22 protein-coding genes and 1 other RNA gene are annotated in these 22,372 nt (G+C 58.5%); 12 read left to right on the top strand and 11 right to left on the bottom strand.

Annotated features, from left to right (window positions below; all coding sequences use genetic code 11):
- Positions 1–15 precede the first annotated feature (15 nt).
- Together QMF81_RS01210 and QMF81_RS01205 are read right to left on the bottom strand one after the other, a co-directional pair.
- Complete coding sequence (locus QMF81_RS01210; RefSeq protein WP_281751228.1) at positions 16–471, bottom strand: transposase; 456 nt, start codon at positions 469–471, stop codon at positions 16–18.
- Positions 468–1,418: a transposase gene (locus QMF81_RS01205; RefSeq protein WP_281751226.1), complete on the bottom strand. Its 951-nt coding sequence runs from the start codon at positions 1,416–1,418 to the stop codon at positions 468–470. The genes QMF81_RS01210 and QMF81_RS01205 overlap by 4 nt, the downstream gene beginning before the upstream one ends.
- 393 nt (positions 1,419–1,811) lie before the next feature.
- On the opposite strand from QMF81_RS01205, the gene QMF81_RS01200 reads away from it, so the two are divergent.
- The 5 genes from QMF81_RS01200 (at position 1,812) to QMF81_RS01180 (ending at position 6,268) form a co-directional block, all read left to right on the top strand.
- On the top strand, positions 1,812–2,309 hold the full coding sequence (locus tag QMF81_RS01200) for a TIR domain-containing protein (RefSeq protein ID WP_281751224.1): 498 nt from the start codon (positions 1,812–1,814) through the stop codon (positions 2,307–2,309).
- 10 nt (positions 2,310–2,319) lie between these two features.
- Positions 2,320–2,757, top strand: coding sequence for a hypothetical protein (locus QMF81_RS01195; RefSeq protein WP_281751222.1), 438 nt, complete (start codon positions 2,320–2,322; stop codon positions 2,755–2,757).
- A 102-nt stretch (positions 2,758–2,859) separates the two neighbouring features.
- Positions 2,860–4,146, top strand: a complete 1,287-nt coding sequence (locus tag QMF81_RS01190) for a hypothetical protein (RefSeq protein WP_281751220.1) — start codon at positions 2,860–2,862, stop codon at positions 4,144–4,146.
- Positions 4,147–4,866: 720 nt separating this feature from the next.
- Positions 4,867–5,199, top strand: coding sequence for a DUF1801 domain-containing protein (locus tag QMF81_RS01185; RefSeq protein WP_281751218.1), 333 nt, complete (start codon positions 4,867–4,869; stop codon positions 5,197–5,199).
- A gap of 196 nt (positions 5,200–5,395) precedes the next feature.
- Positions 5,396–6,268 carry a hypothetical protein gene (locus QMF81_RS01180; RefSeq protein ID WP_281751216.1) on the top strand — a complete coding sequence of 291 codons (873 nt, stop codon included), beginning with the start codon at positions 5,396–5,398 and terminating at the stop codon, positions 6,266–6,268.
- Positions 6,269–6,298: 30 nt separating this feature from the next.
- Here the strand turns inward: QMF81_RS01180 and QMF81_RS01175 are convergent, their stop codons facing one another.
- Complete coding sequence (locus tag QMF81_RS01175) at positions 6,299–7,678, bottom strand: IS110 family transposase (protein WP_281751214.1); 1,380 nt, start codon at positions 7,676–7,678, stop codon at positions 6,299–6,301.
- A gap of 400 nt (positions 7,679–8,078) precedes the next feature.
- Between QMF81_RS01175 and QMF81_RS01170 the strand changes: the two genes are divergently transcribed.
- From QMF81_RS01170 to lipB, 3 genes are all read left to right on the top strand, one after another.
- A complete protein-coding gene (locus QMF81_RS01170) occupies positions 8,079–8,642 on the top strand; it encodes a hypothetical protein (protein WP_281751212.1) in 564 nt (187 codons plus the stop codon).
- Between the two features lie 142 nt (positions 8,643–8,784).
- Entirely contained in the window at positions 8,785–9,225 is a 441-nt protein-coding gene (locus QMF81_RS01165; protein ID WP_281751210.1) for a DUF3276 family protein, read from the top strand.
- A gap of 1,009 nt (positions 9,226–10,234) precedes the next feature.
- Entirely contained in the window at positions 10,235–10,873 is a 639-nt protein-coding gene (gene lipB, locus QMF81_RS01160) for a lipoyl(octanoyl) transferase LipB (protein ID WP_281751208.1), read from the top strand.
- Positions 10,874–10,915: 42 nt separating this feature from the next.
- Here lipB and cysS read toward each other — a convergent pair whose 3' ends face one another.
- The 7 genes from cysS to QMF81_RS01125 form a co-directional block, all read right to left on the bottom strand.
- Positions 10,916–12,376 carry a cysteine--tRNA ligase gene (gene cysS, locus QMF81_RS01155; RefSeq protein WP_281751205.1) on the bottom strand — a complete coding sequence of 487 codons (1,461 nt, stop codon included), beginning with the start codon at positions 12,374–12,376 and terminating at the stop codon, positions 10,916–10,918.
- Positions 12,355–13,818: a glutamate--tRNA ligase gene (gene gltX / locus QMF81_RS01150; protein ID WP_281751204.1), complete on the bottom strand. Its 1,464-nt coding sequence runs from the start codon at positions 13,816–13,818 to the stop codon at positions 12,355–12,357. The genes cysS and gltX overlap by 22 nt, the downstream gene beginning before the upstream one ends.
- Positions 13,812–14,993, bottom strand: coding sequence for a 2-C-methyl-D-erythritol 4-phosphate cytidylyltransferase (gene ispD / locus QMF81_RS01145; RefSeq protein WP_281751202.1), 1,182 nt, complete (start codon positions 14,991–14,993; stop codon positions 13,812–13,814). Before ispD ends, gltX begins: the two co-directional genes overlap by 7 nt.
- 16 nt (positions 14,994–15,009) lie before the next feature.
- An RNA gene (gene rnpB, locus QMF81_RS01140) (RNase P RNA component class A) lies at positions 15,010–15,362 on the bottom strand.
- Between the two features lie 8 nt (positions 15,363–15,370).
- The gene (locus QMF81_RS01135) at positions 15,371–16,117 is read right to left on the bottom strand and encodes a C4-type zinc ribbon domain-containing protein (protein WP_281751200.1); all 747 of its coding nucleotides are present in this window, start codon (positions 16,115–16,117) and stop codon (positions 15,371–15,373) included.
- Between the two features lie 13 nt (positions 16,118–16,130).
- Positions 16,131–17,090 carry a Nif3-like dinuclear metal center hexameric protein gene (locus QMF81_RS01130; RefSeq protein WP_281751198.1) on the bottom strand — a complete coding sequence of 320 codons (960 nt, stop codon included), beginning with the start codon at positions 17,088–17,090 and terminating at the stop codon, positions 16,131–16,133.
- Between the two features lie 103 nt (positions 17,091–17,193).
- Positions 17,194–17,628 (bottom strand): universal stress protein, encoded by a 435-nt coding sequence (locus QMF81_RS01125; protein WP_281751196.1) that lies wholly within the window; start codon positions 17,626–17,628, stop codon positions 17,194–17,196.
- Positions 17,629–17,816: 188 nt separating this feature from the next.
- On the opposite strand from QMF81_RS01125, the gene arsB reads away from it, so the two are divergent.
- The 4 genes from arsB (at position 17,817) to QMF81_RS01105 (ending at position 21,134) form a co-directional block, all read left to right on the top strand.
- On the top strand, positions 17,817–18,908 hold the full coding sequence (gene arsB / locus QMF81_RS01120; RefSeq protein WP_281752899.1) for an ACR3 family arsenite efflux transporter: 1,092 nt from the start codon (positions 17,817–17,819) through the stop codon (positions 18,906–18,908).
- Positions 18,909–18,917: 9 nt separating this feature from the next.
- On the top strand, positions 18,918–19,340 hold the full coding sequence (locus tag QMF81_RS01115) for an arsenate reductase ArsC (RefSeq protein WP_281751194.1): 423 nt from the start codon (positions 18,918–18,920) through the stop codon (positions 19,338–19,340).
- Between the two features lie 178 nt (positions 19,341–19,518).
- Positions 19,519–20,610, top strand: coding sequence for a potassium channel family protein (locus QMF81_RS01110; RefSeq protein ID WP_281752897.1), 1,092 nt, complete (start codon positions 19,519–19,521; stop codon positions 20,608–20,610).
- 11 nt (positions 20,611–20,621) lie between these two features.
- A complete protein-coding gene (locus QMF81_RS01105) occupies positions 20,622–21,134 on the top strand; it encodes a cyclic nucleotide-binding domain-containing protein (protein WP_281751192.1) in 513 nt (170 codons plus the stop codon).
- A gap of 27 nt (positions 21,135–21,161) precedes the next feature.
- On the opposite strand, the gene QMF81_RS01100 is transcribed toward QMF81_RS01105, so the two are convergent.
- Positions 21,162–22,259 (bottom strand): HDOD domain-containing protein, encoded by a 1,098-nt coding sequence (locus tag QMF81_RS01100; protein ID WP_281751191.1) that lies wholly within the window; start codon positions 22,257–22,259, stop codon positions 21,162–21,164.
- Between the last annotated feature and the right edge of the window lie 113 nt (positions 22,260–22,372).

Genomic DNA, 22,372 nt, shown 5'->3' with positions numbered 1-22,372 from the left:
AAACAGCGCCCTGATTCATGCCGGGGAGAGTTGATAGCCGAGTTTGGCGGCTTTCTTTTGCAGGGATTTGAGTTGCTGCTGGCGGTATTTGGCTTCGTATTGTTCGACGGTCAACGGCTGATATTCCACTTTGAACTTTAACATGCGGTAATACACCCGCGCAATCAGATGGGCGGTGGCAACCGCCGCCTGCGCCGGGCCGAGACGGGCTTTCATGCGCCGGTAGAAGACGCCAAAGACGCAATCGGAGCGCATGACAGAAGCCGCGGCCTTGCGGAAGGCTTGCCCGGCCCGGTTGCGCGTCTTGAGCGTGGCGCTGCGCAGGACTTTGCCGCCCGAGATTTCGTTCTTGGGCGCCAGCCCCAGCCAGGAGCAGAAATGCTTTTCGTTGGGGAACTTCGACATATCCGTGCCGGTCTCCATCACCATTTCCTGGGCAAGGACTTCGCCGACGCCGTGGATGGCGGTCACGTCCACCCCGCAGATGCGCTTGAGATGCCTGCGAATTTGACCAGCCTGGGGAGCGTTCTTGCTGTGGCTCTTGCGTTTGTGTTCGGGAAGCGGGGGCAGGTCGTCATCGTCCGAGCCGTCTTCCCCGGGGCGAACTTGAGCGTAGGTCCGCTCGATCTCGGCGTCGCAGGCTTCGATCTGGCGGGTGTAGAAGTCGTACATCTCCAGGGATTGCTTGAGCACGAAGAGATGCTCCTCCCGCCAGGCCTGCCCTGAGCCTGTCGAAGGGTCCCGGTCAGGGCTTTGGCGATCTCTTCTTCGTCCTTGTGGCAGCGGTAGTTGCGCAGGGCGGCGAGTTTGTGCGGGTCGCGCTCCCCGGCGACGATGGCGCGGATGATGGCCAGGCCGGTCACTCCGGTCACGTCGCTCAGCGCCTGCGAGAGCTGGATGTTCATTTGCAGCAGCGCCTTCTGCATGTGGAGAACGTGCGGGGCGCGATGCTCCAGCAGTTGGGCGCGGTGACGCAGCAGGGTGCGCAGGGCGATCAGGTCGGCTTCGGGACGGAAGGAACTCTCCAGCAGCCCGTAGGAGTGGAGGGTCTGAATCCACTGGCAGTCCAGCACGTCCGACTTGCGGCCCGGGATGCGCCGCAGCGAGCGCGAACTGATCAGGCAACAGTGGAAGCCCGCCGCTTCGAGCGTCTCGAAGAGCGGGATCCAGTAGACGCCGGTGGACTCCATCGCCACCGTCTCGATGTGGTGTTCCTTCAGCCAGGCGGCGATGGACTGCAGGTCGGCGGTATAATTGCCGAAGGAACGCACCAGTTGGGTGTTCTCTCCGCCCGGCACGCAGACCATGATTTCGTGCGCGCCGAGGTCCACTCCGGCGGCGTGCGGGTGAACCTGGCTCATCGAGGCAAACGGGCGGGCTTCGCTCAGGGTGGAATTGGGTTGGCTGAGTTTGCTCATCGGTCTTCTCCTGGAGAAATTTCGGCAGGCCCGGCCGCCTGGGTTGAATAGCTTCCTGAACGGGGTCGCCTGGAGCGCCACCAATGGACAAATCATCGCAGCCGGAAACCACGGTGCAGCACGGGACTCTCGGTCGCCAATGCGATTGTACGGCTTGCTTGCCTGCCAATTTTGAGTATACTGTGAGTAAGCCAACCTGCGCCCCTGTTTCCCCCAGGAAAAATGATGGCCCGGCCATCATGAGAGGGTGCAGCGGACAGCGGCTTCGCCGCTTCAGGGTACGCGCCGCGAGCCAGCGGAGTTGAGTGGAGGCGAAGGGGTCTTGCCTGTCACCGCCGCTGCCGCTGAAACCAACCGTTAGGCATCTCAACCGAAATCAAAGGAGAAATTACAATGGCACGTAGAGTTTTCTACAGTTTCCACTACAAAGAAGACAATTGGCGAGCGGCACAAGTGAGGAATATGGGTGTTGTTGAAGGCAATGCTCCTGTAACAGACAATGAGTGGGAATCTATTACACGTGGCGGAGACCAAGCAATAAGAAACTGGATTGACGAGCAGTTGAATGGCAAATCCTGTACAATTGTTCTGATAGGAACTCATACGGCAGGAAGAAAATGGATTAACTACGAAATTGAGAAGTCCTGGAATGATGGGAAGGGATTGCTTGGCATATATATACACAACCTACAAGACAGGGAAGGCCGTCAGTCGTCAAAAGGAAGCAATCCCTTCGATGGTTTTACGATGAAACGAGATAGAGCAAAATTATCAAGTATCGTGAAAGCATACGACCCTCCTTACTCTGTAAGCACTGATGTCTATGCCTATATCAAGCGCAACTTGGCGGCTTGGGTCGAAGAAGCAATCGCTATCCGCGAAAAATATTAGGGGGTTGCTTATGTCTAGAGACAATGAATACAGAGAAAATTCCCAGGCTGTACAAGCGCACTTGACGATTAGCCAATCAGTCATTCAAAGGATGGCTTCTAACAGTGCGTCGTGCAAGGCTTGGTGTATAACATTGGTTTCAGCAATTCTTGTCATAGTAGCGGATAAGGGAAATCCACAATACGCACTTTTGGCGATAATACCAACTATCCTTTTCCTGGTTCTGGATGCTTACTATTTGGCGCTGGAGAGAATGTTCCGAAAGGCTTATAACGCCTTTATCGAGAAACTCCACAAACAAGAAATAAGCGCTTCAGACCTCTATGCTGTAACTCCTGTAGGAAACATATTAAAGACATTTTTGGCAGCACTTCTTTCTTTCTCGATATGGCCCTTTTATGTCACATTGTTGGTAATGATATGGATTGTCAAAGAAGTTTTGATTTGAGATGCCTAACACGCGCATCCACCTGACGGCTTCGCCTCGCTGCGCTCGGCTCGCCGCAGGTGATGCGCAGGCCGTTGGGTTGCCCCTTGCTAAATTGAGCTTATGAATATTCCATTGCAAACTTGGCTATCCACACAGAAAATATCAAAGGAAGCTCTATCAAGTTTTGAAGAATCTTTTATATGCTTCAAGGTCGGAGCATATAAAGCGGCACTATTATTTGCGTATCTAGGATTTATGAATGTTGTCAGGGATAGGCTTGTTTTTGCGCCATCACCTACAGGAATAAATCCAAATCATTGGGCTGGCATACAAGCTAATGCGAAAAATCCAGAGACATGGGAAAAAATTGTTTTTGACGCTATCCAGCAGAAAAATCCTGCTCCTGTGTTTATCTTGTCAGATGACTTACGAAACCAATTAAAGTACTGGAAAGATAGACGGAATGATTGCGCTCACTCTCGACAAAATAAAATAATTGCGGCACATGTTGAAGCATTTTATGCCTTTATTGAGTCTAATCTAGGAAAATTTGTGGTTAATGGTAGCCGTAACGAGATGATGAGGCGGTGCCTTGACTATTTTAATCCAAGCCTAATATCTCCATCAGAGCCGATCGCACCAATCATTCATGACTTGGTGAACGCCCTCACCGTTGCAGAATATCAAGCATTTGTAAGTGACGTTTCTGCGGAGTTTGACAGCTCATTAAGTCCCACAAGTAAAACTTTGGGTATCAGGAACCCCAACACTGTCAGGTTTTTAGAAGCTTGCTTTCTTTACGGAACAGATGAATTGCGAGAAGCATGCAAGGCATATCTAATTACAGACGACACTTTGCTGGTAAGTTTCTTGCGTCAACATCCCGAAAGAGCATACGTACTTCAGGACCAACCCCAAAAAGTTCGCCTAATTTGGCACGACCTTTTGTTTAATGGAAGCAGATATAATGATTTTGCTGTCTTGTGCTCCTTTCTACGAGCGTCTCTAATACCACCAGAACAAATTCCCGAAGCAATAAAGTGCGCTGTAAACTCTGTGGCAGATGTTCTGCCGAATGATCTGGATTTAAAAACATTAGTCACACATGGGTTTTATCAAGCACTTGAAGAAGCAATAACCGATGACAATCTATTGAGCTCATTTAATTGGGCAAATTCCAACAAAGAACTAGTTATCAAATATCTCTCCGATAATCCAATCTCTCAAAATGTTGCTCTTGCGATTTATCGGGCATTTAACTCTGAACACTATGCTTGGCATTTAGCCGAATATTTGAATCGTTTCTTTGCACAAAACCAAAATAAAAGAGCGGAATACCGAGCCTTTATTGGTGGAGACCCATATATTGGAGTGCCTCAAGCAATAAATTCACTTGCTAATCCGTAAAAGGGCAACCCAACACGCGCTTGCACCTGACGCCGCTCCGCTGCGCTACGCGGCGCAGGTGAAACGCAGGCCGTTAGCCGCAGATGGATGGATCTTTGACAGGAAAACATGCGACCTGGGCTGGTGGGCGGCGTCGCCTGGCGCGGGGTCTCGCCTGGGCAGGTGGCTTGTGGGCCGTGGACGCTACGGCGCAGGCGTCTTGCCCGCCGTCACCGCCCGCGACGGGCCTTGAGCGGGTTGCTGGCTCGGGCGTGGTCCGCCTGGGCTGGGGTGCGCGGGGTGAAGTCCGCTGGCCTGGCAGGTGGCTTTCTGGGCGTGGGGCTTCCGCTCCTGGGCATTTCTCCTGTCCCTGGGGCGGGCTGGCTGGTCGGCGGTGCGGTCTTGCCCGCGATGTCCTTGCCTGGCGTGGTGAGAGAAGGTCGGTGGGTGTTTTGGTTATGGCGCTTTGCCTGCCAAGGGGCTATAAAGTCATCAGGTGTGAAGATCAGGGCGCTTTGCCAGCGGCGAAAGGCTGGGCTTATGGGCGGTGGGGTCTTGCTCCAGCCTGTGATTTGCGGCTAACACCGTTTCCAGCGGACAGCGGCTTCGCCGCTGAAGGTACGCACCGCGAGCCAGCGGAGTTGAGTTTGGGCGAAGGAGTCTTGCCCGTGCCGCCGCTGCCGCTGAAACCAACCGTTGGGCGGCTGATGAAGCGCATACAAACCGCAAAGGAGTATCATTATGGGAACTGATTCACCAACACCCAAGAACGTTGATGAATACATTGCCATCTTTCCGCCGAATGTTCGAAAGATTTTAGAAAAGATAAGGCTGACAATCAGAGAAGCAGCGCCTGACGCAGAAGAAAAGATTAGCTACCGAATGTCGACTTTTTACCTGAAAGGCAATTTGGTTCATTTTGCCGCCTTCAGGAACCACATCGGATTCTATCCAACGCCGAGCGGAATTGAAAGGTTCAAACAGGAAATTTCAGCATATAAAAGCTCAAAAGGTGCTGTGCAATTTCCGCTTGATCAACCCATTCCGTACGATCTAAAAAATTGTGAAGTTTAGAGTTAAGGAAAACTTGGAGAAAGCAAAATCAAAGAGAAAGAAGTAGAAAGGGTGGTTACTCTCATCTGTGAATTATTCGCATTGATGAGTAGCCGCCCAACACGCGCTTGCACCTGACGCCGCTCCGCTGCGCTTCGCGGCGCAGGTGAAGCGCAGGCCGCTAGCCACCTGCCTTGCAAAATTTAGGAAATCATTTGTGGAAGAATTCTCGCTCGAAAGATTAGCCGAATTAATTTGCGGCGACGATAAAAGCTTTGCGCCGGTTTATCGTAGCAGTTGGTATTTAACCCGTTTTTTTGAAAGTGTCGGATTACCACAATTCCAGCACGATGGTTCAACTCGAAAAATTTGGGTATTAGGCTGTTTGAGACAATGTTCAGATGATGAGTTGAAGCAAGTTATTTTAGGGCTGGCTTCGCCAAAGACCTATAAAGGAAATGTTGAGCAGTTGGAATTGGCTCTTAAAAGCTTGAATGAAGTCTTAAATCCTGAAGGCTTTAGCGTTGAAATAAATGGCGTAACGCCTATTTTGAAAAGTATTGAGCCCCGTTTATCTCGCCCATTAAGTTTGCTCCCTAACGGCGATAAATTTACTTTATCAAAACCCGACTTCAAGTTGATTGGAGTTGAGCCTGAATATAGTGATTTATTAGACCGACGTTGGGAAGAAGTGGATAAATGTCTTCAAAATCAAGCATATTTAGCATCTATAATTCTTATGGGCAGTTTACTTGAAGGCATATTGAACTGGGCATTGATGAAATTTCCTGAAAAAGCCTGTCGTGCATCAGCAAGTCCAAAAGACAATACTGGAAAACCAAAACCTTTTCGTGATTGGTCATTAAGCCAAATGATAGATGTGGCTTTTGAATTAGGATGGCTAGAAATTGATGTCAAGCGCTTTTCTCATTCGGTTCGAGAATTTAGAAATTTGGTTCACCCCTATCAGCAATTCAAAGAGGGCATAATTCCTGATGAAGATACATGTAAAATTAGTTGGCAGGTAGTTTGTGCATCAATAAATGATTTAGAAAAGCATTTCGTACCTTTATACAAAAACGGTGGCTAACAAGCGCTTCCTGGGAAACAGCGCCCTGATTCATGCCGGGGAGAGTTGATAGCCGAGTTTAGCGGCTTTCTTTTGCAGGTATTTGACCTGCTGCTGGCGGTATTTGGCTTCGTATTGTTCGACGGTCAACGGCTGATATTCCACTTTGAACTTTAACATGCGGTAATACACCCGCGCAATCAGATGGGCGGTGGCAACGGCCGCCTGCGCCGGGCCGAGACGGGCTTTCATGCGCCGGTAGAAGACGCCAAAGACACAATCGGAGCGCATGACAGAAGCCGCGGCCTTGCGGAAGGCTTGCCCGGCCCGGTTGCGCGTCTTGAGGGTGGCGCTGCGCAGGACTTTGCCGCCGGAGATTTCGTTCTTGGGCGCCAGCCCCAGCCAGGAGCAGAAATGCTTTTCGTTGGGGAACTTCGACATATCCGTGCCGGTCTCCATCACCATTTCCTGGGCAAGGACTTCACCGACGCCGTGGATGGCGGTCACGTCCACCCCGCAGATGCGCTTGAGATGCCTGCGAATTTGACCAGCCTGGGGAGCGTTCTTGCTGTGGCTCTTGCGTTTGTGTTCGGGGAGCGGGGGCAGGTCGTCATCGTCCGAGCCGTCTTCCCCGGGCCGAACTTGAGCGTAGGTGCGCTCGATCTCGGCGTCGCAGGCTTCGATCTGGCGGGTGTAGAAGTCGTACATCTCCAGGGATTGCTTGAGCACGAAGAGATGCTCCTCCCGCCATGTCCCGGTCAGGGCTTTGGCGATCTCTTCTTCGTCCTTGTGGCAGCGGTAGTTGCGCAGGGCGGCGAGTTTGTGCGGGTCGCGCTCCCCGGCGACGATGGCGCGGATGATGGCCAGGCCGGTCACTCCGGTCACGTCGCTCAGCGCCTGTGAGAGCTGGATGTTCATTTGCAGCAGCGCCTTCTGCATGTGGAGAACGTGCGGGGCGCGATGCTCCAGCAGTTGGGCGCGGTGACGCAGCAGCGTGCGCAGGGCGATCAGGTCGGCTTCGGGACGGAAGGAACTCTCCAGCAGCCCGTAGGAGTGGAGGGTCTGAATCCACTGGCAGTCCAGCACGTCCGACTTGCGGCCCGGGATGCGTCGCAGCGAGCGGGAACTGATCAGGCAACAGTGGAAGCCCGCCGCTTCGAGCGTCTCGAAGAGCGGGATCCAGTAGACGCCGGTGGATTCCATCGCCACCGTCTCGATGTGGTGTTCCTTCAGCCAGGCGGCGATGGACTGCAGGTCGGCGGTGTAGTTGCCGAAGGAACGCACCAGTTGGGTGTTCTCCCCGCCCGGCACGCAGACCATGATTTCGTGCGCGCCGAGGTCCACTCCGGCGGCGTGCGGGTGAACCTGGCTCATCGAGGCGAATGGGCGGGCTTCGCTCAGGGTGGAATTGGGTTGGCTGAGTTTGCTCATCGGTCTTCTCCTGGAGAAATTTCGGCAGGCCCGGCCGCCTGGGTTGAATAGCTTCCTGAACGGGGTCGCCTGGAGCGCCACCAATGGACAAATCATCGCAGCCGGAAACCACGGTGCAGCACGGGACTCTCGGTCGCCAATGCGGTTGTACGGCTTGCTTGCCTGCCAATTTCGAGTATACTGGGAATAAACCAACCTGCGCCCCTGTTTCCCCCAGGAAAAATGATGGCCCGGCCATCATGAGAGGGTGCAGCGGACGGGCGGGGGCGTTGCCCCGCGCCCAAAGGGATTCAGCCCCGAATGCGTGGTTCGCCCTTTGGCATCTCCCCGCCAATTCCCCCGCCCGCCGCTAAAACCTGCCGTTAGCCAGCCCTTCCGTGAACAATGGAGAGCATTCGAGTTGGATACCAAGACCACTTTTGGCTTACTCCGAAGGCCTCTACAAGACTTGTGTGATGCTTTCAATCAGAAGAAGTTCTTTCCTTTGCTGGAAGCAGACGTAGCGGCTTATCTTTACTGTCGGCTTCGCGAAAATGGATGTCCGCTTTCAGAAATTTACAGCGAAACCCGTCTCTGCGGAGTTTCTCGAGGAGAGCGCAAGTTTGATCTTGTCATAGGCCAAGCCAATACCATTTTGGGGTGTGTCCAGCCTGTACTTGTTGTTCAGATAAAAGCCTTCCAGCGTTGGGGGCACTCACCTCAACAACATAGGCGTCGCTTTAAAAGCGTTTTGTCGGAAGACATAGAATCATTGAAACAAATTTCAAGCATCTTGCAGGACGGGCGAGCCGAAGTTATTGCTGATTTCGTATTTACGTCACAAAGCAGTGGCTATCTGAGTGGCAAGTGGAATGGCAGAATTCGACGAGATATATTGGCTGAACTATGTAGAGAAGCCAACATTGCTTTATTCTGGATTCGTCCTGATCGTCAAGGTCAGATGGAAATGGAAAGAGTTGTTTGAAAGGCTTATTTCAAAGAATAACGGGGCTGGCTAACGCGCGCTTCCACCTGACGCCGCTCCGCTGCGCTGCGCGGCGCAGGTGAAGCGCAGGCCGTTAGCCGCCTTGCCCAGCAAGTTTGCATCTCGCTTCAAGGAGACAAAAGTGGCGAACGAAGAGAAGAAAGAACTTTTTTCCGAGAAAGTGATAGCAGGCAGCCGAACCTACTTTTTCGACGTAAAAGAAGCCAAAGATGGAACCAAGTATTTGGTTATCAGCGAATCAAGGCAGGGAGGTTCGAGTTACGAGCATAGTCGGGTAATGATTTTTGAAGAGCATCTGGAAGCGTTTGTTGAAGGTTTCCAAAAGACTCTTCAGTTCTTGGGTGTGAAGACCAAGTCGTACAATGTTGATGACGTAAGGCAAAGGTATCCAAAGGCATACGAGCGTTGGTCACCTGAAGAAGACGAGCAATTGAAAATCAAATATCAAGCAGGCATTGGTATTGACGAATTGGCAGGTTACTTCCAAAGGCAGCCCAGTGCCATTCGTTCTCGCCTAGCGAAGTTGGGGCTGTTGCCAATGCAAGACCAAGCTGAACAATGAAACTTGGGTTACAATAAAAAGTGGTTTACACCAATGGAACGGCGGCTAACACGCGCATGCACCCGACAGGCTTCGCCTCGCTGCGCTCGGCTCGCCTGCGGGTGATGCGCAGGCCGTTAGCCGCAGATGGGTGGAACTTTGACAGGGAAACAGGCGCGCCTGGGGCTGGTGGGCGGCGTCGCCTGACGTGGGGTCTTGCCTGAGGAGGCGGCTTCCGGGCCGTGGACGTGATGGCTGCGGGGCCTTGCCCGCCGTCACCGCCCGCGACAGGCCTTGAGCGGGTTGCTGGCTCGGGCGTGGTCCGCCTGGGCTGGGGTGCGCGGGGTGAAGTCCGCTGGCCTGGCAGGTGGCTTTCCGGGCGTGGAGCTTCCGCTGGTGGGCATTTCTTCCGTCCTCGGGGCGGGCTGGCTGGTGGGCGGTGCGGTCTTGCCCGCGATGTCCTTGCCAGGCGTGGTGCGGGAAGGTCAGCGGGCGTTTTGGCTGGGGCGCTTTGTCTGGCACGGGGCTGGCAGGCTTTCGGGCGTGAGGGCCGTGGCGCTTTGCCCCTTTGGGTTTCCCCGCTTCGGTGGGTTTGGGGCGGCGGGCAGGTCTCCCGCCAAAGCAGTTGGTGTTTGGGGCTGGCGCAACTGCCCGCCGGGTCAATGGTTGGCGTGTTGCGTCCGCTTTGGGGGCTTTGCTCCCGCATTGGCGGGGGCGGTGCGGTGAGCTTTGCCCGCAGGCGGGGTTTTTCCCGGTGGTTCACCGGCAGGCAGGGGGGCGCGCCTCTGGCTGGGTTGTTGTGGGCGTTCTTGGCTGCCAGCACTCCAACGCCGACGGTCCTGCCAACCGTCATCCCGACTCTTCATGCATCCCGGATGCCATTTTTATTGTTGAGTCCAGGGGGACGATATCATTGTCCGGTACCGGCCCCTGGACAGTGGGTGTAAACAGCCCCTGGACAGTGGGTTGACGCGGCCAGGAAGGCGCCGCACACCTCCCCGGAAGCCGGCGCGGCCGGCAGGGGAGGTTTATGGAAATTCTCGATTTGGGATTTCTCGACTTCGATGCCGCCCATGCCCGCATGCTGGAGCGGGTGGAGGCGCGCATCGTGGGCGCGGTGGGGGATGCGCTCTTCCTGGTGGAGCATCCCCACGTCATCACCTTGGGGCGGCGGGACGCCGCCTCTCTCATCAAGGCCCCAGCGCAGGAGTTGGCGCGTCTTGGGGTGTCGGTGCGCCGCACAGAGCGTGGCGGTTTGGTGACCTACCATGGGCCGGGGCAGCTCGTCGTGTATCCGGTGGTGCATCTGCCAAGCCGCGGCATGGGCGTACGTCAGCATGTGGGCATCCTGGAAGAAACCACCGTGGCTGTGGCCGCAGCCCTGGGTGTGGAGGCCCTGTGCCGGCCAGGCTACCCCGGAGTGTGGACCGTTGGGGGGGCCAAGCTCGCCTCGGTGGGGGTCGCGGTGCGCCGCGGGGTGACCTTCCACGGCATCGCCTTCAATGTGGCGCCGGATTTGCGTTTTTTCGATCTCATCGATCCGTGCGGCCTTGGAGTGCGCATGACCTCGCTCACGCAAGAACGGGGACGTCCTGTGTCCTTGGAGGAGGTCAAGGCCGCCTGGGTGCGGCAATGGCTGTGGCGGCTGCCTGAACCACGTCCGGTGTGATGCCGAAAAAAGCGGGCGTCCGCCGGGACGCCCGCGGCCTGTTTAGTCCACGTCCCACGTCGGGCCGTTCGGAGTGTCCTGGACCGTCACTCCCATGGCAGCAAGCTTTTCGCGCAGGGCGTCTGCCTTGGCGAAGTCCTTGGCTTTGCGGGCTTCCTGGCGTTCGGCCACCAATTGGCCCACGGCCGCGGTATCGATGCCGCGGCGCTGGATGCGCACCGTGCGCACTTCACTCAAGAATTGGGCGGCCGGGCGCAGGAGGATGCCGAGCACATTCCCCCACCCCTCCAAGCGTTCCATGGCGTGGCGCAAAAAGTCGCGAGCCCCGGTGGTGCGGCGCAGGGCCTTGTCTTCCAGGATGCGCAAGACCAGGCGCAGGAAGGCAAAGGTGTGCCCCAGGGCGGCGGCGGTGTTGAGGTCGTCGTCCATGGCCTCGTCCCACTTGGTCTCGATGGCCGTGGCTTCCACCACCAACTCCGCTGGCAGCGGGGCTTCGGTCCAGGACTTGGTGGAGCCGAGCGCCTCTTCCATGGCGGCCTTGGCGAGATACGCCCGGCGCAGGGCGGTTTCGGCCTCTTCCATGGCGGCGCGGGTATAGTCCAGGGGACTACGGTAGTGCTTGGTGAGGAGAAAGAGCCGCAGGGTCTCGGGGTGGTGCTGGGAGAGAATGTCGCGGATGGTGATGAAGTTCCCGAGGGACTTGGACATCTTTTCCGCATCGATCTGCACGAAGCCGTTATGTACCCAAAAGCGGGCCAACGGCTTACCCGTGGCAGCCTCAGTCTGCGCGGCCTCGTTTTCGTGGTGCGGAAAGATAAGGTCCTGACCGCCGCCATGGATATCCAGAGGCAGCGGCAGATAGCGCTCGCTCATAGCCGAGCACTCGATGTGCCAGCCCGGCCGCCCCGCTCCCCAGGGGCTCTCCCAACTGGGCTCTTGGGGCTTGGCCCCTTTCCACAGGGCAAAATCCAAGGGGTCCTCTTTGCCTTCTCCCGGCTCCACACGGGCGCCGCTGCGCAGATCGTCGAGGTTGTGGCCGGAAAGCTGGCCGTAGGGCGCAAAAGAGCGCACCCGAAAATAGACGCTGCCGTCCGCAGTGGCATAGGCGTGGCCCTTTTGGATGAGCTTTTGGCAGATCTCGATCATATCCAGGATGTGTTCCGTGGCCTTGGGCTCCACATCGGCTTGGACAACGCCGAGGCGATGCATGTCTTCGTGAAATGCGGCGATGTAGGTTTCCGCAATGGTGGATTCGTCAACCCCTTCCCGGGCAGCCCTGGCGATGATTTTATCGTCCACATCGGTGAAGTTGCGGACGAACGTGACTTTATAGCCGATGGATCGCAGATAGCGCACCAAAACATCAAAAACCACAGCAGAGCGTGCATGGCCGATGTGGCAGTAGTCGTAGGCGGTGATGCCGCAGACGTACATACTGACGTGGCTGTCGCGCAGCGGCTGGAACGGCTCTTTTTTGCGGGTCAGGGTGTTGTAGAGCTGCATGGTGTCTCCTGAGATTCGGGATGGAGGAAAAGGCGCAGACGGGCCCGGAGGATTTCCACGGGCACGAGTTCGAACATGGCGGTGAGCTCGGGGCCGCGGTCGGTGCCGGTAAGGGCCAGGCGCAGCGGATGGTACAGGGCGCGGCCTCGGACCCCGCACTCCTTGCCCACGGCCTGCAGCAGGGCGCCTGCCTCGGCAGGGGACAGGCACGTTCCTTCGGGGGAGTGCGCCAGTTTGGCGTCCAGCGCCGCGAGCACGGCCTGCCCTTCCCGGGCCGCAGCAATGGCCGCGGCGCTGTAGCGGGGAAAGGGCTCGGTGAAGGGCTCGATGGCCTGGCGCAGATCATGGATATGGCGCGAGGCGGGAAGGGCGGCGCGGACGATGGCGGCTTGGGCTTCCGGGTCGAGCTGGTGCCACGGGGCGTCCTGAGGAAGGACGGCGGCGAGCTTGGGACAGATCTCTTGCGGCGGCAGGGCGCGGAAGGCGCGGGCCGCCAGGTGCTCCAACTCTTCGGGGAGAAACACGGCGTTGCCGCGGCCAAGACTCGTGGGATCGAAGCGTGTGACGAGTTCGGCGAGGCCCGTGACCGGCTCGGCGCTGTCCACGGCCCCGGAGATGGAAGCGAGATACTGGGCCAGTGCGCTGGCCGGGATTCCCGCCTGGGCGGCTTCCATCACGGTGGTGGCGCCGCTGCGCTTGGAGAGCTTTTTGCCGTCCCGGTCCACCAGGAGGCCGTGGTGGGCGAAGCGGGGGATGGGCGCGTCCAGGGCCTGGTAGAGGAGGATTTGGCGGGCGGTATTGGTGAGGTGGTCTTCGCCGCGCACAACCAGGGTGATGCCCATGTCCATGTCATCCACCACCACGGCGAAGTTGTAGCTCGGCCAGCCGCTGGAGCGCAGCAGGACGAAGTCGCCGAAGGCCGAGGACGGCACTTCCATAGGCCCCTTGATGGCGTCGTCGAAGGAGATGGTTTGCGGCTCCACCGCCAGGCGCAGGGTGTGGGGTTCGCCGGCCGTCATGCGGGCGAGGGCTTCTGCCTGGGGGATGCGGCGGCAGCGGCCGTCGTAGCGTGGGGCTTGACCGGCTTCGAGGGCGGCGGTCCGCTGGGCGGCCAGGCGCTTCTCGGAGCAAAAGCAGGGGTAGGCCCGGCCTTGGTCGAGAAGCTGCATGGCCACCTCGCGGTAGCGGGCAATGCGGGTGCTTTGCCGCACCACCGGGCCATCGGGCGTCAGTCCCAGCCAGGCCAGGGCAAAAAGGATCTCGGCCTCGGCGGCGAAGGTGGAGCGCTCGGTATCGGTGTCTTCGATGCGCAGCAGAAACCGGCCGCCGCTTTTGCGGGCAAGGAGAAAATTGAGCAGCGCCGTGCGGGCATTGCCCAGGTGCAGGCTCCCCGTGGGGCTGGGGGCGAAGCGGACCACCCAGGGCGTGGCGGCGTCTAGCATGGCACACTCCCCGTGACCACGGCCACGGCCTTGATGCCTTCCTTGCGGCCGGTGAACCCGAGGCCTTCTTCCGTGGTGGCCTTGAGGTTCACCTGGTGGGAGGAAAGCTCCAGCAATCGGGCCACATTGGCGCGGATGGCCTCCCGATGGGGGGCAAGGCGCGGGATCTGGGCGATGATCGTCAGGTCCACGTGATCGATGCTCAAACCCTGCTGGCGGCCGCGTTCCAGGACCTGATCGAGGAGCACGCTGGAAGGGACGGCCTCCCAGCGCGGGTCGGAGTCGGGAAAGTGTTCGCCGATATCGCCTGCCCCCAGGCAACCGAGGATGGCGTCGGCCAGGGCGTGGAGCAGCACGTCTCCGTCGGAATGGGCGCGCACGGCCGGCGCCCCGGGGATGGGCATGCCGCCCAAGACCATGGGGCGGTCGCCGCCGTAGGCGTGGACATCGTAGCCAAAGCCGATGGTATGGCGCCGATTGGGGCGTGGGGGGGTGAGCATGGCCAAATCCTCGGGATGGGTGATTTTATGGTTGCCTGCTGCTCCGGGCACCACCCGCACGCACGCGCCGAGGGCCTCCACGAGGCTCGCGTCGTCGGTGGCCTCCGCCTCGTGCTCGCGGGCCCATTGGTGGGCGCGGCGCAGCACCTCGGCGGCAAAGAGCTGCGGGGTCTGCACCGCCATGAGACGGCGGCGGTCCAGGGTGCGCACGACGCATCCGTCGTGGCAGTCTTTGATGGTGTCGGTGGGAGCAAGTCCGGGGATGATCCCGCCGCAACCGTCCGTCCAGGCATCCACAAGCCGGGCCACGAGAGAGGCCGAGACAAAGGGCCGCGCGGCGTCGTGCACCAGCACGTGGGTGGCGGACGCCGGCACCTGGCAGAGCCCTTGGGCGACAGAATCCTGCCGCCGCGCACCCCCGGGTGCGGTGCGGACTTCGATGCCCAGTGGTTGTTCTGCGAGCAATGTCTCCAATTGTGCGGCGTGGAGGGAAAAGCCCTCCTGGGGGAGCACTACCACCATGCCGCGCATCTGCGGTACTGCCGCCAGGGTTCGGGCCGAGGAGAGATACAAGGGCTCGCCGCCCACGCAGAGGAATTGCTTGGCCACGCCGCCCGTGGCCGAGGCCAGACGGCTGCCTTGGCCCGCGGCCAAGAGGATGCACCAAAGTTGCATGGTCGATACACCAAAAAAACGGAGTCGGACGATAAGCCGGATTCTGTTCCCGCCAACGCGGGCGGCCGTCATTTCTCTGGGACGGCGGTTACCCGCCGCCTCAAGCAACCTACCCGAAGGCATGGGCCGGGCCAGCCGCCTTCCTATTTGGTCTTGCACCGGATGGGGGTTGCCGAGCATGCCGTGTCACCACGGCATCTGGTGGGCTCTTACCCCACCTTTTCACCCTTACCTGCGCGGCAGCGCAGGCGGTCTGTTTCTGTGGCCCTTCTCCCGGGGTCGCCCCCGCTGGACGTTATCCAGCATCCTGCCCTGTGGTGTCCGGACTTTCCTCCCCTGGAAGCCAGGAGCGACGGCCTGTCCGACTCCGTTACGGGTTATGCTTCCGCGCTCTCCTCGCGGGGCGAGAAGTGCTTGTCCCAATACATGATGCGCTGGCAATTGGGACAGCTGACGATCTGCTCTCCCTTTTGCAAGTCGATGTAGTTTTGCGGCGGGATAGCGATGTGGCATCCCAGGCAGATGCCTTCGCGCACCGGGACGATGACCGGGCTCTCCAGCCGCTGTCGGATAAAATTGTACCGCTCCAAGATTGGCTGGGGGATGGCCTTGGTGGCCCGCTCTTTTTCCTGCAGGAGCTTGCCCATGCGCTCGCGCTTTTCTTGGAGTTTGGCATCGAGCTGTGCCTGCTGCTCTTCCATGCGCGCCCGCACCTCCTGCATATCTTTGCCGAGGACGGCCTTGCGGTCTTCCAGCTCGTGGATATCGGCAAGGATGGTGTCGAGCTCTTCCTTGCGCTGGCGATTGGTCTTTTCCAGCGCATCCATATCCCGCATGATGGCGTGATACTCTTTGGTGTTCTCCACCTGCAGGAGTTTGTTTTTATTTTTTTTGATCAGCTGGTCGTCGGCATCGATTTCTGCTTCCAGTTTGTGCTTCTGCTCCAGGATGATATCCAGCTTTTCCTGGATGATGCCTTCTTGCTCCTGCAGGTACTGCAGGCGTTTTTCTAGCTCTTTGAGCTGATGTGGCGCAGCTTGCAATGCCTTTTCCAAGGAAAGGATTTCCGAATCCACACGCTGCAACACGACGAGTTGTTCGATTTGTTCCATGTAGAGGCTCAAGGCGTCTCCTCCTTTACCCCATGCGTATGGGGTTGTGTCCGGGGATAAAATGCACGTGGATGCCCAGCGGCGCAAGCTCGCGGGCGAGGATTTCCATCCAGGTGCGCATCATGGTTTCTTCCAGGGAAAAATGTCCGGCGTCCACGGTGAGCCCCAGGGGTTCCAGGGCCTGGGCGTCGTGGTATTTGATGTCGCCGGTGATAAAGACTTGCGCCCCGCGGTCAAAGGCTGCCCTTCCCAAACTGGCTCCCGATCCCGGGCAGATGGCCACACGGGTGATGCGCCGCGGCGGTTGGCCCACCAGACGGTTGCAGGGGACTCCCCAGTGTTCCAGGCGTGTTCGGAGCGTCTCCCACGAAACGGGCTCTGGAAGATCCCCCACCTGTCCAATGCCTGCGGTGCGTTTCGGCGCACTGAGGGGAGCTTCCAGCCATGGTCCGGAGGCAATGGCCCGAAGCGCGTCGAGGTCTTGGGGCCATACGGCGAGCAGCAGCCCTGTCGGCCCGGGCGCAGCCATGACCGGTGTGATCCCTTGGGGGATGTCCTGCATACGGCCGTCCGGGAGCAGGCCAAGGACAGGGGTTTGGCGGAACGTCTCCTCAAGCACCTGGATCTGGGAAAGCCCCAGGGCGTGGGCGAGCCAGCCTGCGGGCCCGTCCGGATTGGCGTCGAGGCTGGTGTGGGCGCTGTATACCCAGAGGTCGCCGCCCAGCGCCGCCTGGAGGGTGTCTCGGTACGCGTCCAGCCGGCACGGCAGCTGCGCCGTGAGGGCCACGGGGTGGTGCGCCAGGAGAAATTCGCAGCCGAGTGCAATCGCCTGCTGGATCGCCGCTGGCGTGGGATCCAAGGTCACGGCCACGGCGGAGATGGCCTCCCGTCGTGCGGCGACCTGAACACCGCAGCGGTCCCACGAGGCTGCACATGCGGGCGGGGCGTGGTGTTCGATGTGGCGGATGAGGTCTTGGACGTGCATGGGGCTCCTGCGAAAGGCAAAAAAGAGGGCTTACGCCCTCTTTGTCGCTTTTCCGTGTAGTGGGCCACGGCAGCGATGTCAACGCTGCCGCGAAATTCCGTCCTTATTGGGGGCGCACGGTGAGCACCGGCATGGGCGCCACCTTGACCACTTTTTCCGCCACAGAGCCAAAAAGGAGCCGGTTGAGGCCCTTGCGGCCATGGGTGGCCATGACGATGAGGTCTGCCCCATGGGCTTCTGCCTGGCGGACGATCTCTTCGGCGGCGTCACCGCTTACCACCATTCCTTCGGCCGTGAGGCCGGCAAAGTGCTTTTGCACGAATTCCGCCATGACTTTTTCGGCGCCGCTGACGATGTCTCCCACCAGTTGAGGAATGGATGCCGTGGGGAGGTCGAAGATTTCATACTGGATCATGGACGGTGCCACATACAGGGCGATGATGCGGGCGTCGAAGGTGCGGGCGAGCTCGGCCACCAGTTGGGAGACCTTGGCGTCGTCGTCCGAGAGGTCCACGGGATAGAGAATGGTGCGGAACATGATGTCCTCCAGGGATTGCGGTTGGAGAATGGCCCCTCCCTAACGTGGATGCGGCATTGGGGTAAAGAGGAATTTTCTTTTTTGGCCATGGTGCGCAAGCCGGACTTCCGTGCTCGGATCTCTTGACAGACGGCTTGGCGCGGTGCAGACGCTTGGCGGAACTGCCAAATGAAAGTCTGGAAGGAGGTATTATGAGCGGCGTCAGTCAGCGTCTTGCGTTTCTAGATCGGTTTTTGACCGTATGGATCTTTCTCGCCATGTTTGTGGGCGTCGGCCTGGGCTACGGGGTGCCTGCGGTGAAGGACGTGGTGCAGGCCCTGCAAGTGGGAACCACCAACATCCCCATCGCCATTGGGCTCATCCTCATGATGTACCCGCCCCTGGCCAAAGTACGCTACGAGCAATTGGGGCAGGTGTTCCGGAACACCAAGGTGCTCACCCTGTCCTTGGTGCAAAACTGGATTATCGGGCCGCTTCTCATGTTCGCTTTGGCCATAGTGTTCTTGTCGGGATATCACGAGTATATGGTGGGCTTGATCCTTATCGGCCTTGCCCGCTGTATCGCCATGGTCATTGTGTGGAACGATCTTGCCAGCGGCGACCGTGAGTACTGCGCGGGACTCGTGGCGTTCAACTCTGTGTTCCAGGTCCTCTTTTTCTCGGTGTATGCCTATATCTTCATCTCCGTCTTGCCCGATGTGTTGGGGCTTGGGGGCATGGCGGTGGATGTCTCCATGGCCGAGATCGCCAAAAGCGTGTTCATATACCTCGGAATTCCCTTTATCATGGGTCTGATAACCCGGTATGGCGCCATTGCCTGGAAAGGGCGGCAGTGGCTCGAGAGCGTTGTCTTGCCCCGCATCAGCCCCCTCACGCTCATCTTTCTGCTCTTCACCATTGTGGTCATGTTCTCCTTCAAAGGCGAATACATCGTTGCTTTGCCTATGGACGTCATTCGTGTAGCCATTCCGCTCTCGGTATATTTCCTCGTCATGTTCGTGGTCTCTTTTTTCTTGTCCATGAAGGTAGGGGCAACCTATGAACAGACCGTGACCTTGAGCTTTACCGCAGCGTCCAACAACTTTGAGCTGGCCATCGCGGTGGCCATCGCGGTGTTCGGTATCAATTCCGGGGAGGCCTTTGCCGCGGTCATCGGCCCCTTGGTGGAGGTGCCGGTGCTCATCAGCCTGGTCAATGTGGCCTTGTGGCTCAAGAAACGGTATTTCCCCTACGCGGTGCAAACACCCACGGGGGTCTGCCACGTGACGTGCAAGTCCTAAGGAGATCCCATGCGTATCCTGTTCTTGTGTACTGGCAATTCGTGCCGCAGCCAGATGGCCGAGGCCTGGACCCGGGCGCTGCACCCGCATCTGGAGGTCTATTCCGCGGGTGTGGAGAAGCATGGGCTCAATCCGTGGGCCATGCGGGTCCTCGAGGAAGCCGGACTGGATACCTCAAGGCTTTTTTCCAAAACCATAGATGAGCTCCCGGTGCAGGAGTTCGACGTGGTCATTACCTTGTGCAGCCACGCCCAGGAGAATTGTCCGTTTTTTCCGGGCGCGGTGCGGCGGATGCACCACGGATTCGATGACCCGCCGCAGATGGTGACCCCGGATATGGACGAAGCTGCGATCCTTGCCGTGTACCGTCGGGTACGGGATGAAATCCGTCGATTTGTGGAAGAGTTGCCCAAAATCGTAACTTCCTCCTGACGGTCCTTGTCTGCGGCCGTTCTTTCCCCCGCTTCGCTGCGCCAAACGCTTTTGGTGCTTGCGGAGGCGGGTTTTTTTCGTCATAGGACACGGAAAGAAATGGCGACAAGGAAGGCCCATGGGCGGGTGGATGGACATATGCTGGGCAGGCTGTCGGCGCGGCTGGAGCGTGGCGCGAATGCTCGCGGGCTTGCTGGCGGTGGTGCTGCTGGCCACGCTGGGGTTCTATGTGTTTGAGGGCCCGTCGCGTCTTTCGTTATCGGATGCGCTGTGGTGGGCCGTTGTGACCTTGTCTACGGTGGGGTATGGCGACGTGGTCCCCACCACGGCGGGGGGGCGCGTCATGGCCGCTGTGGTGATGGTCGGCGGCGTGGGCGTGTTGAGCGTGGTGACCGGGCAGCTCGCGTCTTCCATCATGGATTACCGCGCCCGGAAGCGGAAGGGGTTGCTTGCTGTGGACGTGAGCCAGCATGTGGTGTTGATGGGATGGAATGCCTTTGGTCCGGAACTCCTTGGGGCCTTGCAGGCAAGCCAGGTGGTGGGGCGGGGGCGCGCTGCGGTGGTCATCGTCACCACCCTGCCGCAGGAGGAGCGTGAGGCCATCGCCTTTCGGCTGGACTTGGGAGACTCCCTGCACTTTGTCTACGGGAGTCCGGCGCACGAAGGGATCGTGCACAAGGCCCGGCCTGCGTGGGCCAAGCTGGTATACCTGCTCGCCCGGGATGACATTTCCGCGGCGGAGGCCGACCAGCAGACGCTGTGTGCGGCCTTGGCCGTGCGGGAGCTGGCGCCGTCCGTTCCTCTGTATGCCGAGGCCATGACGCCGGAAGGCCGGAAAAACCTGATGCGTGCGGGCGTGGATCATGTGCTGGTGCGTGGGGAACTCGAAACCCGCATCCTGGGCATCATGGGGTCCCATGCCGCCATGGGGACAGTGCTGGAACAGATGGTGGGAGCGGGCGGGGATTCCTTGCTCGCATGGCGCTCCCTGGCCGCGGAAGAAAAGACGATGACCTGGGGCGAATTTTTCGCTTCGGCCCGGCGCCGCGGGGAGCTTCCGGTGGCGCTGTGCCGCATGAGCCGTTCCCTGTGTCTGGAGAATATCTTGGATGAGAGCTCGGCCCTGGACCAATTCATCATCGAGCTCTTTCACTCTTCTGGGCAAAAGACGGCCCTGGGTATGGCCGGCCCGCAAGTGGTGACCAACCCTGAAGACGCCCTGTTTCTCGACAGCTTCGACGCAGTGGTGTTTTTGCGTCCCCATAACTAGCCGGAAGCGCTATGGACGACTGGACTCGCATCCCCCTTTTCCGCGACCTCTCGGCACCAGAAATCCTGGAGCTCCAGGAGGTCTTCTGGCCTGTAGCGGTACCTGCAGGCAAAAACCTCGTGACCGAAGGGGAAGTCGGGACGGAAATGTATATCCTCACCCAGGGAAGGGTGCGCATCAGTAAATCCATGCTCGTGGGGAACATCACGCTGCCGGCCTTGGCCATGGAAAATCCGCGCAAGGTCTTGGCCGTGCTCGATGCTTCTCAGTTCCCGCTTATCGGCGAGATCGCCCTCATTGATCGCGACGTCCGCTCCGCCACGGTGTTCGTGGAGGAGGACGCCCAATTTTTGGCCACGGACCGCGAGCACTTTTTGGACCTTGGCCGGCGCAATCCTGCCTTGGCCTTTCGTTTGCTCTTGGCGGTGGCCGAGCGCCTTGCAGGTACGGTGCGTCGTGCCAACCGCGAGGTGATCAAGCTCACCACCGCCCTCGCCCTCGCCCTGGATCGTCTCGCTCGCTAGCTGCTTTTTTCTGCGCCGTCTTTCTCCTTAGTGGAGGCTTGCTTGCATGGCCTGCACATGGGTGGCCATTTGACGCTGAAATGCTGGGTCGAGCACGATGCGAGCGATCTGTTCTTGTGGGAATATCGTGTGAAATGAGTCGTGAAGGGTTTCGAGTTCTTCAGAATATGTCCATATTCCATCATGGGAAAGACATTTCGCCAGCTGATTGGCTAAAAAGATGATGGCAAGGCATTGAAGCATATCATCTTTCCAGTTGAGCTCTTTTGCATCCATCCATCTGGGGTAATGATGGAAGAGGATGAGACTTGCAAGATCGCTATCTAGTTGGATGTCTTCAATCAAAATTTTTGCTGCATGGATATGGGTTGCGGTGAGCATGGACTTCTCCTCGGAGAGTGTGCTCGGATAAGCTGACCTAGTGTACGATGTATACATCGGTATGAGGAGGAGTTTGCCCATGTCGTGCATGAGCGCTGCGGTATAGAGCATCCCTCCATCCAGGCGGGGCATGGCCTTGGCAATGGCCGCGGTAATGGCGGCGGTGTCTGCCATGTGCCTCCAGATATTCCGGAACCAGATTTGGTGGAGGCTGCCTTGGTAGATGTTTTGAGGAAGAAGGCCATAGGCTATCAGGGTTTTGATATTGGAAAGACCCAAGATGGTGACTGCAGTGTGGATGGACTTGATGGTGGAGATGGTGCGAAAGAGGGGCGAGTTGGCGGTGTGGAGCACCCGCGCCGAGAGGACGGGGTCGCGGGCGACCAATGCCGCGACATCGTGCATGCGGACGTTGGGATCGTTGAGGAGGGCAAGGGATGCCTGGAGGCTGGAGAGGCGCTGGAAATGTCGGGCGATGTGCTGGATGGCCGTGTGTGTTGCTGAAGAGATCGGATCGAGTACCGCCTCGCGCTCAAGATTCGCTACAGGCCGCAGCCCGCTGTAGATGTGGTGAATGGCCTGGGTGAGGACTTCGTTGGCAGCGTTGGGGGCTGGGGGGGCGATTTGGGGAAACCCCTCGTCTTCCGGGGAGGAGTGTGCTCGAGGCCGCATGGCGGGCCGAAGTATCCACCACAAGAGAAGCCCGGCGAAAGTAACGCTCGTTGCAAGCAGAAAGATCCCCATGGCGGCTCCTTGTGAGAGAGGTTCCCGGGAGATTGGAAGTTATGCTGGAGGTGGCGGCGATGTCAACGCGGTTATATTTCGCATCGTTGCTTTACGGTGTCGCTCTCCCAAAG

It is taken from the genome of Thermodesulfomicrobium sp. WS, assembly GCF_027925145.1.
Classification (GTDB): Bacteria; Desulfobacterota; Desulfovibrionia; order Desulfovibrionales; family Desulfomicrobiaceae; genus Thermodesulfomicrobium.
Note: the sequence above shows the minus strand (reverse complement) of the source record. Positions and strands in the feature narration are given on the sequence as shown.

Coding starts and splice junctions, on each gene's coding strand:
- QMF81_RS01205 (WP_281751226.1), bottom strand. CDS start 1,418: ATGAGCAAACTCAGCCAACCCAATTCCACCCTGAGCGAAGCCCGCCCG.
- QMF81_RS01200 (WP_281751224.1), top strand. CDS start 1,812: ATGGCACGTAGAGTTTTCTACAGTTTCCACTACAAAGAAGACAATTGG.
- QMF81_RS01195 (WP_281751222.1), top strand. CDS start 2,320: ATGTCTAGAGACAATGAATACAGAGAAAATTCCCAGGCTGTACAAGCG.
- QMF81_RS01190 (WP_281751220.1), top strand. CDS start 2,860: ATGAATATTCCATTGCAAACTTGGCTATCCACACAGAAAATATCAAAG.
- QMF81_RS01185 (WP_281751218.1), top strand. CDS start 4,867: ATGGGAACTGATTCACCAACACCCAAGAACGTTGATGAATACATTGCC.
- QMF81_RS01175 (WP_281751214.1), bottom strand. CDS start 7,678: ATGAGCAAACTCAGCCAACCCAATTCCACCCTGAGCGAAGCCCGCCCA.
- lipB (WP_281751208.1), top strand. CDS start 10,235: ATGGAAATTCTCGATTTGGGATTTCTCGACTTCGATGCCGCCCATGCC.
- cysS (WP_281751205.1), bottom strand. CDS start 12,376: ATGCAGCTCTACAACACCCTGACCCGCAAAAAAGAGCCGTTCCAGCCG.
- gltX (WP_281751204.1), bottom strand. CDS start 13,818: ATGCTAGACGCCGCCACGCCCTGGGTGGTCCGCTTCGCCCCCAGCCCC.
- ispD (WP_281751202.1), bottom strand. CDS start 14,993: ATGCAACTTTGGTGCATCCTCTTGGCCGCGGGCCAAGGCAGCCGTCTG.
- QMF81_RS01130 (WP_281751198.1), bottom strand. CDS start 17,090: ATGCACGTCCAAGACCTCATCCGCCACATCGAACACCACGCCCCGCCC.
- QMF81_RS01125 (WP_281751196.1), bottom strand. CDS start 17,628: ATGTTCCGCACCATTCTCTATCCCGTGGACCTCTCGGACGACGACGCC.
- QMF81_RS01115 (WP_281751194.1), top strand. CDS start 18,918: ATGCGTATCCTGTTCTTGTGTACTGGCAATTCGTGCCGCAGCCAGATG.
- QMF81_RS01110 (WP_281752897.1), top strand. CDS start 19,519: ATGCTCGCGGGCTTGCTGGCGGTGGTGCTGCTGGCCACGCTGGGGTTC.
- QMF81_RS01105 (WP_281751192.1), top strand. CDS start 20,622: ATGGACGACTGGACTCGCATCCCCCTTTTCCGCGACCTCTCGGCACCA.
- QMF81_RS01100 (WP_281751191.1), bottom strand. CDS start 22,259: ATGGGGATCTTTCTGCTTGCAACGAGCGTTACTTTCGCCGGGCTTCTC.